The organism is Aerosakkonema sp. BLCC-F183, from assembly GCF_041929145.1.
Lineage (GTDB): Bacteria > Cyanobacteriota > Cyanobacteriia > Cyanobacteriales > Aerosakkonemataceae > Aerosakkonema.
In genome coordinates, this window is the sequence record NZ_JBHFNU010000016.1 from 64,024 (window position 1) to 77,512 (window position 13,489).

Below are 13,489 nucleotides of genomic sequence, written 5' to 3' on the forward strand. Positions count from 1 at the left end.
GCTGCGTTGACAGGGACAGGAAAATTACCTTGGAATGATTCGTTTTTTCAAAATTTATGAAGATGCTCACTACAAGCAAGGCTCATTTATTATAGGTGCTGGCAAGGGAAATTCTTCGCCTCGTAAATAAGCATCGAACTGTTCTTCAAAGCGACTCCAACTTGTCGCGATCGAACGGTCTAATCTACAGGGAGGAGCTTCGCGAAATAAAGGCATCCGTTCTTGTATTATCTCTTTGATACTTGGGTGTAACTCTTCAAATACATCTGTTTTGCTGCCTGTGTAATTCAAAACTAAAAACCCCGGCTTTCCCTTCATTTTCATCCAAGGTTCCCAAGGCCCCATGCGATAGTAAGATAAGGCTACAGATCTGTTTGTGCTAGAGCTAACTGCCACATCGTCAAGCATCTTTGTGGGAAAAATAAATTTATAGGAATCTGATGCTCGGAGATATTTTTCGGGAGAATATTCAGCATATTTAGGATAGCTTGCTAGCTGGTTTGGCAATTTCAAATTGAAATCTAAGGATATATAAGAAATCTCTGGAGCTATATAAGCTATTATTTCTTCGGGAACCAAGAACTCTTGGTAATCGTATGAACGGTGTAAAACATTAAGTTTTTCACCAGTCCAGGGATTTTGCCAAGACTTTAAAATTTCACCAGTTTGAGTGTCTAGATAAAGAGTAATTTTCCGACTCACCAATGTCCAGCGCGAAGTTGCCTCATCCTTAAGGCAACGCGAGATATCCACCCCCAGGAAATCAAACAAGTGCAGGGGCTCATCATCATCTATAGGTTGGGCATACATAGCACCCGTAGCTTCAAAGTAGTGAGTTCTGCCGTCAGTGCTGCAACGTACCTTGACAAATTGCTCATCGGTAATAGTTGATTTTGCTAAAATCATATTTTATACCAAAATAACTAGATGTGAGAATTACACTAAAGGCTAGGTGAAAACCCGGCAAAAAACAACTATCTTTAGTTAGAATTGGGGAAAACGCGGCATTATTGATAACGGGCGGTTGAAATGGTTGAATCTTCTGGAAAAATTCCCTCAGATGTAACGTTTGAGCAGGCGATTGCTCTGAGTTACGATGTTGTCGAGAAGATGGCAGGGGGTGAAATATCCCCATCAGAGATAGAAACGGTAGTTTCAGAGTTAGTTAAAACGGAAAATGGTGCGAGAGGGTTTTTTGTCACCTACCTGACATCTGAGGCAAGTGGGGGAGATAATCCAACAGAGGAAGTAGTGCGGGCATTGCGATCGCATCCGGATACCGTGTCAGAATTATTGGCGAAGAATGTAGCGATGTCTGCCGCAACAGCACTTAGCCATCGCCGCAACGGTAACGAAGAGATGGCAAAGTCTAGCGAGAGAGTGCGCGATCGCACATCGCATCTGATTAAACTGATCGATATTCCTGAAGTATACTCGTGCTGCCGGGAAATACTCAAAAGTGTCACCAACGAAGCAGGAAAATACAAAAGTTTTCTCGAACGGTGGGGCTACGATAGCGAACAACGAGAATTAATCAGTCAGGCACTACAAAAAGTTGTACCTGACTAAAGGGACTAGGAAAAGTCACTCAGTCAAAAGTCAAAAGTCAAAATTGGAATTTCTTCCCTCTCCCATACCTTATGCCCAAATCTAAAATCTAAAATCTAAAATCTAAAATCCAAAATGACTACTCCTAAAACTTGCCTTAATTACATCAACGGACAGTGGTTGCCAGCCAAATCGGGAGCAACTTTAGAAAGTCGCAATCCAGCGGACTGGCGACAACTTGTAGCCACATTTCCGCGTTCGGAAGCGGTAGATGTAGATGCAGCAGTAGAAGCCGCCCGCAATGCTTATCGTCAATGGCGTCTCGTGCCAGCACCAGCGCGTGCAGGATATATTTATCGGGTGGCAGAGTTATTAATTCAGCACAAAGAAGAACTCGCTCAATTGATGAGTCGGGAAATGGGCAAGGCCATCGCAGAAGCGCGTGGAGATGTACAAGAAGGAATAGACTGCGCCCTTTATTATGCTGGAGAAGGTCGCCGATTGTTCGGGCAAACAACGCCTTCGGAAATGCCGAACAAATTCGCCATGACTGTGCGGATGCCCATCGGAGTCTGCGCTTTAATTACGCCGTGGAATTTCCCGGTTGCCATACCATGTTGGAAAGCGCTACCGGCATTAGTATGCGGCAATACAATTATTCTCAAACCTGCCGGAGATACGCCTGCTTGTGCAAGTTTTTTAATCCAAATATTCCACGATGCAGGTTTTCCAGAAGGGGTAGTAAATTTAGTTCACGGCTTTGGTTCGGAAGTAGGAAAAGCTTTAACCGAACATCCCGATATTGACTTGGTATCTTTTACCGGTTCTTCCCAAACAGGTGCAGAAATTGGGTCTACTTGCGGGCGCACTCACAAGCGAGTTTGCTTGGAATTGGGCGGCAAAAATGCCCAAATTGTGATGGATGATGCGGATTTAGAATTAGCTTTGGAAGGTGCAGTTTGGGGAGCATTCGGTACAACCGGTCAGCGTTGCACGGCGACAAGTCGCCTGCTTTTACATCGGGATATCAAAGATAAGTTTACTTCGATGCTCGTAGAGCGGACTGCCAAGTTGCGTCTCGGTGCTGGTATCGACCCGAATACCAATGTAGGGCCTTTGGTAAATGTCGCTCAGCTTCAGCGAGTTAGCGGTTATTTAGAAGTGGCTCATTTTGAGAAAGCAAAGGTGTTAATTGGTGGCAAGATAGCCAACATAGGTGATTTAAAATATGGTTTTTTCTTTGAGCCGACGATTCTAGATAATGTTACTCCAGATATGCGCGTTGCCCGCGAAGAAATTTTCGGCCCTGTCGTATCTTTAATTGAAGTTAATTCGTTTGAAGAAGCCATAAAAATACTCAACGACACGCCTTATGGTTTATCTTCATCGATTTATACTGGCGATGTCAACCGCGCTTTTCAAGCAATGCGTGATATCGAGGCTGGGATTACTTATATTAATGGCCCAACCATCGGTGCGGAAGTGCATTTACCTTTTGGTGGTGTCAAGCAAACGGGTAACGGACATCGGGAGGCGGGGACTGCTGCTTTGGATGTTTTTTCGGAATGGAAGAGTGTTTATGTAGATTTTTCCGGTCGTTTGCAACGCGCCCAAATCGATAATCATTAAATAATTTGTAAGAGGTATTGCGATATGACTGTATCTCAGCCGGAAAATCAAACCGCCAATCTTTACGATCGCGACTTTTGTTTGTGGGCAGAAGAAACGGCAAAACTTTTGCAGGCTGGAAAATTTGGCCAAATCGATTTGGAACATCTCATCGAAGAAGTTGAAGATATGAGCGGTAGCCAAAAGCGGGCATTGCTAAGTAATTTGCGCGTCCTTTTGATGCACTTGTTAAAGTACAAATATCAGTCAGAAAAACGTTCTAAAAGTTGGCGTCACACGATTGTAGAACATCGCATCCGCTTGGAAGATGCCTTTGAGGAGAGCCCCAGTCTGAGAGAGTATTGTCTAGAAATTTTTGATAAAGCTTATCAGAAAGCTAGAAAACAAGCTGCTGAGGAAACGGAATTGCCACTAGATACATTTCCTCGCGAATCGCCTTTTACCCCCGCACAAATTCTTGACGAAGATTTCTTTCCCGATTAAAAATTGCCGATCGCATGGCTAAAATTAATTGTCATCTTCGTTCAGTCTACAACGCCCGTCTGTCTGGCATTCAACGCCCTTATTGCGCTGAGCTACAATTGTTGCTAAGTCAGGTCTTCCGGTCAGCTTAAGCCGCCAGTCAGCCCAAATTTCGTACAGCCGATCGACGATCGCACCAATAATGGGCCACCCGGTCGCCGCATAAATCCATCCCATCCCCAAAATCTCGTAAACGCGACGAAAAACTTCCACATTTTTGATGACAGTACCGTCGGGAAGTACAGCATGAATTCGTCCCATCGCCGTTTCAAAATCAACACCGCCATGTTCTTCCGGGGTGTAGCTGCTGTCGGCGATGTCGGTAAACTTTACCAGACCTCGACCCGCGTCTCGTTTCTGCAAGAAATTGACTTCTCGCAGGCACAACGGACATTCTCCGTCGTACAGCAGCTCGATTTGCCAGGATGCAGAGGATTGAGATGGGGTCGCGACTGGAACGGATTCGGGAAACTGAGTTTTTGACGAGGACATAGGCATCAGTGAATTTATTCCTCAAGCGAGGAGAAACAGATACAAGTAACTATGTTACATAACTTAACACTATTTTGGTTGTGGCGATCGATCTCCTTGATGAAGAAGCTAACCTAGATGGCAAATTAAGAGATAAAATTGTAGATGATGCTTTCTACAAAGGCTTGTTGCTGTTAGGTTGCGGTCAAGCGGCGATTCGTTTTTGTCCGCCTTTAGTGATTGACAGCAACCAAATTCAGGTTGCTTTGCAGATTCTTGCCGACTTGTTGGCAGAGATCTAATTTAAACGCAAAGGAACGCAGAGGTAATCGCAAAGTACGCCAAGAAGAGGTGAAGGATAAGAGCCAAATTTAGCGATACCAATACTTTGCGTTCCTTTGCGTTTCCCTTTGCGTTCCTTTGCGTTGAAAAAAAGTTAAAAGTCAAAAGTCAAAACCCATTCCCAATTAAAATGAAAGGTGCCCAATAAAAGGGATGATTGAGACGATTGCTAACTGCCGATGCACTACCCTGAGAGACTGCGCGGACGGCAATGCCTCTCTGTTCTTCGCTTACTGCTGCTGTCGAATTTCCGGTAATTAAAGCGATTTGTGCTTGTCGCAAAGCTTCGGCTTTTGTGATGTTTTCTTTTTGCAATCCTGCGTAAAAAGCATTCATCAAAACTTGAGTACCGCCATCGGAAATTGACCACAAGGAGGCAATCGCGGCCTTAGCACCAATTCGTTGCATTTGGTAACCAAAACCGAGTATTTCTTTGCCGTTTCCCAATTGTTTTCCTACTCCAGTTTCGCAGGCACTCAGTACTACTAAATCTGCATTGGGTAATGACCAAGTTTCGACATCGCGAAGGGTGACGCGACTGCCATCACCAAATAGGATAAAAGATTCTTCTGGCTGACCGGTGACAAAGGCAGCGTGAGTGGCAAAATGAATAATATTGTAATCGTTGAGACGGGGAAGAACTGCTGCGGGACTGAAGGCAGTATCTAATAATATAATGGTGTTGTTGATTGTTGCTGCCAGGTTGTTTACTTCGCGACCTGCAAACGGCAGTCCGGCGAAATTAAGTTGGCGATTTCCAATCGGAACGCTGTAGTTTCCTGTGGTAAAAGCACCTGCTAAGACGCGGGGATTATTTGGTGATTTTGGTTTGAAATCGGTTAGATTTGCGGCGGTGATATAGTTAATCGCGAAACGCTGCACTAGCCACTGTTTGCCATCATTAAGAGCTGCTAAAGGAATATACCGTAGTTGTGCGTCAGGCGCATAAATAATTGTTTGCGCTTTGCTGTCTGCGATTTCTTTTTCGATTGGTTTGATGAGCCAGTTATATAATTGCTTGGCTGGTATTTTAGCATCTGAATCTGGGTTTTGTAAAGCTTCGCGAAATTGGGCGATCGCCTTTTCTATTTCCTGCCTTTTTACTGCCACAGGTCGATGTATTGGCCCAGAATCAGGCGTTACCAGCACTAATTCCAAACGGTCTTGTAAAACAAGAGGATATAGCAATACAGATGGTTTTGGCAATTTCTGTAAGTTCTGCTGTACTATATTGAGATTATCTAAATTTAGGTTTTCCCCCTTTGTTTCCCGATTTAACTCTTGTACCAGCGCCACGACATCCGGACTGCGGATAAATTCGTTAAATTCTATTTTTTGTTGCTGTTCAATTCTCTCTAATTCGGCAATTCGCTGTTGCTGGGAGGGTGTGCGATCGACCTCTGGTATACTGCGTAATTGTGCGAGTTCTTTACCCAATTGCACAACTTGAAAATATTTTTCCGAAATTTGTTTTTCTTGGGGCAATAAATCGACGCCTTGCGCTGTGCGATCGTTTCCCCGAACGTTTCGCAAATATTCTGCTATTTCTTGTATTTTCAGCAAATCAAGAACTTGTTGTGCTTCGTCAGCGCGATTCTGTTTGAGTAACAAATCGGCTAATCTACGATAGGTATCGGCAACGGTATCTGTGAAAGATTTTTGCTGTTCTATAGACAGGGATTTTAAATCTTTGCGGATAGATTCGGTAAGATTAACGGCTTGCTTGTAGAAAATAATTGCCAAGGTTGACTGCTGTTGTTTTTCTAACAGATAACCGATATTACTAAAAGCTATTCCTTCGCCCGCTTTGTCACCTATTTCTTGGAGAATTGTTAAAGATTGTTGTAAAAAATCCAATGCTTTGGCATAATTGCGCTGACTGTAATAAACGCCTGCGATACTGTTAAGCGTGCGACCTTTTCCGGCTTTGTCGCCTATTTGTTGACGCACTGCTAATGCTTGTTGCAAAAATTGTTGAGCTTGCGAATAATTTCGGAACTTGGTATAGATACCGCCAATATGAGTCAGGGCTTCTCCTTCGCCTGCTTTATCGCCAATTTGTTGGGAAATTGCTAAAGCTTGTTGATAATATTGTAGGGCTTTGGTATACTGGTTTTGACTTTCGTAAATAATGCCGATCGCATCTAAAGCGCGACCTTCCCCCGCCTTATCTCCCGTTTCTTTCCGAATCGCCAATGCTTGCTGCAAAAATTCTAAAGCTTGGGGATATTGACCTAAATTAAAACTAACGCCGCCAAGGTTGTTAAGAGAGTTTCCCACACCAGCTTTATCGCCGATTTCGTTACGAATCGCCAATCCATGCTGATAATATTGTAGCGCTTGCGGATATTTCCCCAAACTGTAAGAAATGCCGCCAATGTTATCGAGAGTGTTGCCAATGCCAACTTTCTCGCCAATTTCTTTCGCAATTGCCAAAGATTGTTGATATACTTCTAAAGCTTTATCGTATTGACCTAAATTTTCATAAATAACGCCAATGCCATTGAGAGTAGTACCAACGCTGGCTTTATCGCCAATATCTTGTAGAATCGGTAAAGCTTGTTGATAGTATTCTAGCGCTTGGGGATATTGACTTAATTGACGATAAACTAAGCCGATGTTGCTGAGGAGACGCGCCACACCAGCTTTATCATTAATCGTGCGGCGAATTGCCAAAGCTTGCTGGTAGTATTGCAAAGCGCGATCGTATTCGCCTAAGCTGGAATAAACGCCGCCGATGTTATTCAGCGTGCGTCCTTCGTCGCGTTTGTCTCCAACTTCCTGACGAATTGCTAAAGCTTGTTTGTATAATTCTAATGCTTTGTTATAATCGCCTTGGGCAGCAGCAAGGGCAGCTATATTGTGCAAAGCTTCCCCTTCCACTACACGCTTACCGATTTGTTTCGCTATTTCTAAAGCTTGTTGATGCAATTCTAAAGCTTTGGGATAATCGCCTAATTGACGATAAACAAAACCAATATTGTTGAGTGTTTCGCCAATACCAACTTTTTCGTCAAGTTCTTTACGAATAGTCAAAGCTTGCTGCAAATTTTCCATTGCTTTATCGTAATCGCCAAGACTGGTATAAACTTCGCCGATTTTGTCGAGTGTTTCAGCAATACCCAGTTTATCTTTAAAATTTTGGCGAATGATGAGAACTTGTTGGTAAGTTTGCAATGCAGCTTGAAATTCACCTGTACGAAATTGTGCGACGCCTTGTTGAAATAGTCGGTCTGCTTCCACTTTTGTATTTGTGACAGAAATCTGTGCTGTGACACTTGCATTGTGAGTCAACGGTGTCGCTGGGATAGCAAGTACCAGAGTAGAAGCGATCGCAATTAAGTAATGAAGGCGGAGGTGCATCTGGCTTAATTAAAAAAATGTTTGATATCGCGTTATTTTTGACATATATAAAATTTAGCGATCGGACAAATTCCAAATCCAAATTTTCTGCCGATCTGCACTAGCTAAAGTTTTTCCATCCGAACTCATAGCAGTCATCTTCTGCCGATTATCTATGTAACTGTTTCCATAAAGGATGCGCTGCACTTTTCCTGTGGCGACATCCCAAATTTTGAAAGTTCTATCAAAATTTTGAGTAATCATATGTTTCCCATCTTTTAACAAAAAGGTAAAATAGTTAGGGCTGTTGTTTTGGATAGTTTTGACAACCTGTTGGTTGCCAATATTTAAAGATTCGATAATATCGCCTTTCCTCCTAACTATAGTTTGACCGTCCGAACTAAAACCGACAAATAAAAACATAGCGATCGTGCGGACAGAACCACTATTTATGGTACTGTTAAGTTGCTTTGTCCTGACGTTCCACAGATTGATAATTCCGCGCCTATTCACACTAGCTAAAGTTTGACCGTTGGGGCTAAACGCAACTGAATACACTGGCGTGTTATCGCCCGTAAAAGTAGTTTGGATTTGACCCGTACCCACGTCCCACAGTTTCACCGCAGTGTCACCAGCACTAGCTAAAGTCTGACTATCTGGACTGAAAGCAATAGAAAGTATGTCAGATGAATGTCCGCTAAGTGTGCTTTTCAATTGTCCTGTGCGAAGGCTCCATAATTTGATGCTACGATCGCTACTACCAGCAGCTAAAATTTCACCGTCTGGACTGATGGCTAAGGTAGAAGCTGAAGCAGAAAGTCCGGTAAGAGCGCTTTTCAATTTACCTGTGCTGACCTGCCACAATTTGATAGTTTTGTCATCATGACCGGTCGCTAAAGTTTGACCGTCGGGAGTCATTGCAACTGCATTTACGTTGGAGTCAGCTTCAATTGTTTTGTTAGGGAAGAATTCTGGCATCATTTTTTTTGTATCTGCCAGCAAGCGATCGCCCCAAAGTTGCGTTTTTAACTTCTCAAATTCGATTAAGAATTCATGGGGTTTATTGAGCTTATTCATTATTGACAAACAACCTTGTCGATCGCCCTTTCCATAAGTTGCTACCGCCAGCGCTAATTGCATTAATGGAATACGCACGTCTTTACCGTAATAATAAGCTTTCGGGTCAACCGTTTGCCAGGAACGAATTGCTCCTTCTACATCTGCCAATTCGTATTTAGCTAAACCTAACAAGAAAGAAGCAGAGCCTAATTTTGCATCCTGTGAAAGCGCTTTTTGATAGTAATCTGCTGCTGCTTTAATTTGGTTTTCTTTATGTATCTTTTCTCCCCAAGCTAATAGAAGAGGAGCAAAAGTAGAGTTGGGTGGAATATCTGTTATCGCTGAATTTTCCAAAAAACTTTTAATTGGAATTGCCACATTAAAGCCAGATTTGATATCAATTGTTTGCCCGCTGTCGGGATCGACGATCGGATTTCCTTCCGCTCGTCCGTGAATGCCAATTACCCGCCCTTGGGCATCTAAAACCGGGCCACCACTCATCCCCGATCGAGTGATATTGGTATAAATTAAAGCATAGCCATCTTCTAGCGGTTTGAGCGATCGACCCGATATTTTGCCTGTTGTGATCTGATAAACTCGTTCCGTGATGGCGCGTCCCGGATGCGGCCAACCAGCAGTATAAACGGTTGCACCTTCTGTCACCGTATCCGAATCTGCTATTTCGGCAACGCGGTAATTTTGGTTACTGGTAAATTGCACTAATGCTAAATCTACCCCTGGCAATTTTTTCACTGTGCTATAGTTGAGGGCGTGTTTTGTGCTGTCATGAGTCAAAACTTCATACTCATCTCGTGTAGCGACAACGTGCTTGGCAGTTAGCACATAATAAGTATTATCTTTCTTACCAATAATTACTCCACTGCCGGGATTTTGACCGTTAATCACAACAGTTACCTCTTTGGCAAGGGATGCGATCGCTTGTTCGTCCAATGTTTGCGGCACTACCATTTGCGGTTGCATTACCGCTATTGCTGCACCAATTATTGCCGACGATAATCGATCGTAATATTTCATCGCTTCACCTGCCAAATCCTTAAAATAGCACCACCATTACTAATCAAAATTTGCCCATCATTACTGAAAGCCAAAGAATTTACTGACGCAATTTGTCCTTGCTGATTCCGCACTGGCAAAGTATGCAGTAGTTGACCGTTGTGCAAGTTCCAAATTTTGATTGTTCCGTCATCACTACCGCTGGCGAGGATATGTGCGTTGGGATCGATCGCCACTGCTCTCACCACCCCAGAATGTGCTTGTAAATTATACAATATTTCTCCGGTGTTTGCGTTCCAAATTTTAATCGTATTGTCAGCACTACCGCTGGCGATAATTTGCCCGAAAGGACTAATCGCAACGCTGGCGATCCAATTGGTATGTCCCTTCAAAGTTTGCCGCAATTCTCCCGTGTTCGGATTCCAAATGTTGATGGTTAAATCCGTACTGCCACTAGCCAAAGTCTTGCCATCTGCACTAAAAGCAACCGCATTAACATAATTGCGATGTCCGGTGAGAGTACGCAGTAATTTGCCAGTTTGCAGATTCCAAATTTTGATATTTGCATCATTTGCACTGGCACTAGCTAAAATTGTTCCATCGGGACTTATAGCAACAGATCTGACATAACTTTTATCTCCTGGAAGGCTATTTATCAATCTTCCGTTAGTCAGGTTCCAAATTTTCACAGTGGCATCATTAGCGCCACTAGCCAAGATTTTGCCATTTGGACTGATGGCGATCGAATTAATATAGTTTGTATGCCCGGTGAGAGTACGCAATTCTTTGCCAGTACTTCTGTTCCAAATTTTAATGGTATTATCCATACTGCCGCTAGCTAAGATTGTACCATCCTGACTGATGGCGACAGAACTTATGGCGTTTGAATGTCCTGCCATCTTGTTAGCTTCAACAAAGTTATCTCCCAAGTAAGCTAAATTAATTCCTGCCCCTGGCGCTAATTTTAAATATGTGTTGATGGGAATTGCTAAATTAAAACCAGATTTGACATCTACTGTTGCGCCAGTTTCCGGATTAAAAATAGGTTCTCCGTCAGCCCTGCCGTGAATGCCAACTACTTGCCCTTGTGCGTCTAAAACAGGGCCACCACTCATTCCGGCACGAGTGATATTAGTATAAACCAAACCGTAGCCATCGTCTAATGCTTGTAACGGACGACCGGAAATGCTGCCTTTGGTAATTTGATAAATAGCTCGATCGATGGCACGTCCGGGACGAGGCCACCCGGCTGTATAAACTGTTGCACCTTCGCTTATTTTGTCGGAATCACCTAACTCGGCAACGCGATAATTTTTATTACTGGTAAACTGCACGATCGCTAAATCGATTCCCGGTAATTTTTTGACATTGGCGTAGTTAAGCGGATATTTTGTGGCATCGGAAGTAAATATTTCGTATTCATCTTGAGTGGCAACAACGTGTTTGGCAGTGAGGACAAAATAAGTGTTTCCTTGTTTGGCAATAATCACGCCAGAACCGGGATTTTGGCCGTTAATCAAAACGGTGACATCTTTAGCCATTTCGCCAATGGCTTTATCATTAAGTGATTGTTGTTCTTGCGGTACGGCAATTTGAGGTTGTATTACCACAATTGCTGCTGCACCGATCGCCACTGCTAGGTCTGGAAAGGAAAATTTCATATCAATATTGCCAAATTTCAATGATGCCATCGTTATTGCCACTTGCTAGCATCTTACCTTGAGGACTGAAGGCGATCGACTCTCCTTTAATGACAACATTACTTTTGTGTGCTGGCAAGTCGCCCAGGAATTGGCCACTATGCAAATCCCACAGCTTGACGGTGTTGTCCCAACTTCCTTCGATGCTGGCTAAAATTTTACCATCCGGGCTGATGGCGATACCAGGTACTAAGTCGGCATGGCCTTTGAGAATATTTTCCAGTTTGTTGCTGCGTAAATTCCACAATTTAATAGTTTTGTCATAACCTGCACTTGCTAGGGTTGTACCATCGGGACTGATGACAACCGACAACACAAAATTGGTATGTCCGGTGAGGGTATTTTGCAATTGTCCTGTACGAAGATTCCAGAGTTTGATGGTTTTATCGTTACTGGCACTTGCTAAGGTTGTACCATCGGGAGTGAAGGCGATCGACTGCACTGGATCGGTATGTCCGGTGAGGGTACGCAGCAATTGTCCGCTTTGCAAATCCCAAATTTTGATGGTGCTATCGAAGCTACCGCTGACTAGAGTTTTTCCATCTGGACTGATGGCGACAGCAGCAATCGAGTCGGAATGTCCGGTAATGGTACGCAGCAACTGTCCGGTGTTTGGATTCCACAGTTTGATCGTTTTATCGTCGCTACCGCTAGCTAATATTTTGCCATCAGGACTGATCGCGATCGCACGCACTTGGTCTGTATGTCCTTTGAGAGTGCGTAGGAGTTGGCCATTCTTCAGATCCCACAGCTTGATCGTACCTTCACGTCCATCTTTGGTTAGGTCATCGTATCCGCCGCTGACGAGAATTTGACTGCGGGGAATGAAGGCGATCGCATAAACTGGGTACTGGGAATGCCTCAGAGCGATCGATTTTGGATTTTGGATTTTGCGGAAAGTCGGCGTCTTGGACGCCATGTCCTCTACTTGGGGAGACCCCAAGATCGGAATGGCTCCGCTTCCCGTCACGATGCCGACCTTTCCAAGACAGGATTTTGGATTTGTTGTCCACGGATCGATCTGGGAGATGGAAACAAAACAAACTGACCCACAATCCCAAATCGGACGACCAGAATTACCTAATAGACCTCTCCAGAAAAGAATCTCAAAGGCAGGCAGGATGCCTACCCCACAAGAATTTTTGGAGATGTCTAATGAAACGCGGTAATTCTGGTAACTGCTACACTGCAACAGAGCAGATAAGATAATTGCACCGCAGCTAAATTTTGCGATCGCCATTACTGAGGATTATTTCTAGATTGAGAACGACGGGTATTGCTTCCCGTTGGCGGATACTTACCCTGTAACCATTCATCCAGACTAATATAAACGGGTTTGGAAGTTTCCATGATAGGGCTGGCAGAAGCCATTCTGATGCGAAATATACCTTGTAGAGCGTCTGCCGGTTTAGTTTGAGGGGGTATGTTGAGAGCGAATAACGGGTCGCCACTGCAAGTTGCCTCATCGTTATTTTGCTCTGCAACGCAAGCTACGGTTTGACCGTTCATTCTCCTAGTGGTGATGTATTTGAAAGTGCCGTTATTGTAATAACTCTGTAACCGATTCGATACATCTTCGCACTGTTTTTGAGTATCGCCCGATGGGACAATTGTGGGAGAATTCCAGAGAATCATCGGCATTTCTCCGCGTGGCGTGCGGGCCATAGTTGCCGGGACGCCGTTGCTGGTGCCGCAGAAGAAAGTGGCGTTGGTGGTGTTGGTGCTGCCGGCTTCAGCGCGACTGGGGGGTGTGAGGGTAGATGCACTCAAAAAGGCGATCGCTAACGCAGAACATAATTGAGGCAACAAAGCAGCGTTATTCATAAAATATGTCTGGTACTCAAGCGAACAAAACCTGTACG

The 13,489-nt window shown here is 43.9% G+C and carries 11 protein-coding genes; 4 read left to right on the forward strand and 7 right to left on the reverse strand.

Going from position 1 to position 13,489, the window contains the following annotated elements:
- Positions 1–69: 69 nt before the first annotated feature.
- On the reverse strand, positions 70–906 hold the full coding sequence (locus ACE1CD_RS03315) for a DUF1838 family protein (protein WP_374790599.1): 837 nt from the start codon (positions 904–906) through the stop codon (positions 70–72).
- Between the two features lie 123 nt (positions 907–1,029).
- Here ACE1CD_RS03315 and ACE1CD_RS03320 point away from each other — a divergent pair, with 123 nt between their 5' ends.
- The 3 genes from ACE1CD_RS03320 (at position 1,030) to ACE1CD_RS03330 (ending at position 3,660) form a co-directional block, all read left to right on the forward strand.
- Entirely contained in the window at positions 1,030–1,569 is a 540-nt protein-coding gene (locus tag ACE1CD_RS03320) for a hypothetical protein (protein ID WP_374790601.1), read from the forward strand.
- Positions 1,570–1,683: 114 nt separating this feature from the next.
- Positions 1,684–3,177, forward strand: a complete 1,494-nt coding sequence (locus ACE1CD_RS03325; protein ID WP_374821598.1) for an aldehyde dehydrogenase family protein — start codon at positions 1,684–1,686, stop codon at positions 3,175–3,177.
- Between the two features lie 24 nt (positions 3,178–3,201).
- Positions 3,202–3,660, forward strand: a complete 459-nt coding sequence (locus ACE1CD_RS03330; protein ID WP_374821601.1) for a DUF29 domain-containing protein — start codon at positions 3,202–3,204, stop codon at positions 3,658–3,660.
- A 24-nt stretch (positions 3,661–3,684) separates the two neighbouring features.
- On the opposite strand, the gene ACE1CD_RS03335 is transcribed toward ACE1CD_RS03330, so the two are convergent.
- A complete protein-coding gene (locus ACE1CD_RS03335) occupies positions 3,685–4,191 on the reverse strand; it encodes a thiol-disulfide oxidoreductase DCC family protein (protein WP_374821604.1) in 507 nt (168 codons plus the stop codon).
- Positions 4,192–4,271: 80 nt separating this feature from the next.
- On the opposite strand from ACE1CD_RS03335, the gene ACE1CD_RS03340 reads away from it, so the two are divergent.
- Positions 4,272–4,472 (forward strand): hypothetical protein, encoded by a 201-nt coding sequence (locus tag ACE1CD_RS03340; protein ID WP_374790609.1) that lies wholly within the window; start codon positions 4,272–4,274, stop codon positions 4,470–4,472.
- A 148-nt stretch (positions 4,473–4,620) separates the two neighbouring features.
- Here ACE1CD_RS03340 and ACE1CD_RS03345 read toward each other — a convergent pair whose 3' ends face one another.
- Genes ACE1CD_RS03345 through ACE1CD_RS03365 form a run of 5 tightly spaced genes read right to left on the reverse strand, consistent with a single transcriptional unit; the run spans position 4,621 to position 13,451 of the window.
- Positions 4,621–7,875, reverse strand: a complete 3,255-nt coding sequence (locus ACE1CD_RS03345; protein WP_374821607.1) for a tetratricopeptide repeat protein — start codon at positions 7,873–7,875, stop codon at positions 4,621–4,623.
- A 54-nt stretch (positions 7,876–7,929) separates the two neighbouring features.
- The gene (locus ACE1CD_RS03350) at positions 7,930–9,948 is read right to left on the reverse strand and encodes a trypsin-like peptidase domain-containing protein (RefSeq protein ID WP_374821610.1); all 2,019 of its coding nucleotides are present in this window, start codon (positions 9,946–9,948) and stop codon (positions 7,930–7,932) included.
- Positions 9,945–11,618, reverse strand: coding sequence for a trypsin-like peptidase domain-containing protein (locus ACE1CD_RS03355; RefSeq protein ID WP_374821613.1), 1,674 nt, complete (start codon positions 11,616–11,618; stop codon positions 9,945–9,947). The genes ACE1CD_RS03350 and ACE1CD_RS03355 overlap by 4 nt, the downstream gene beginning before the upstream one ends.
- Entirely contained in the window at positions 11,590–12,867 is a 1,278-nt protein-coding gene (locus tag ACE1CD_RS03360; protein ID WP_374821615.1) for a WD40 repeat domain-containing protein, read from the reverse strand. The genes ACE1CD_RS03355 and ACE1CD_RS03360 overlap by 29 nt, the downstream gene beginning before the upstream one ends.
- Positions 12,867–13,451, reverse strand: a complete 585-nt coding sequence (locus ACE1CD_RS03365; protein WP_374821618.1) for a COP23 domain-containing protein — start codon at positions 13,449–13,451, stop codon at positions 12,867–12,869. The genes ACE1CD_RS03360 and ACE1CD_RS03365 overlap by 1 nt, the downstream gene beginning before the upstream one ends.
- Between the last annotated feature and the right edge of the window lie 38 nt (positions 13,452–13,489).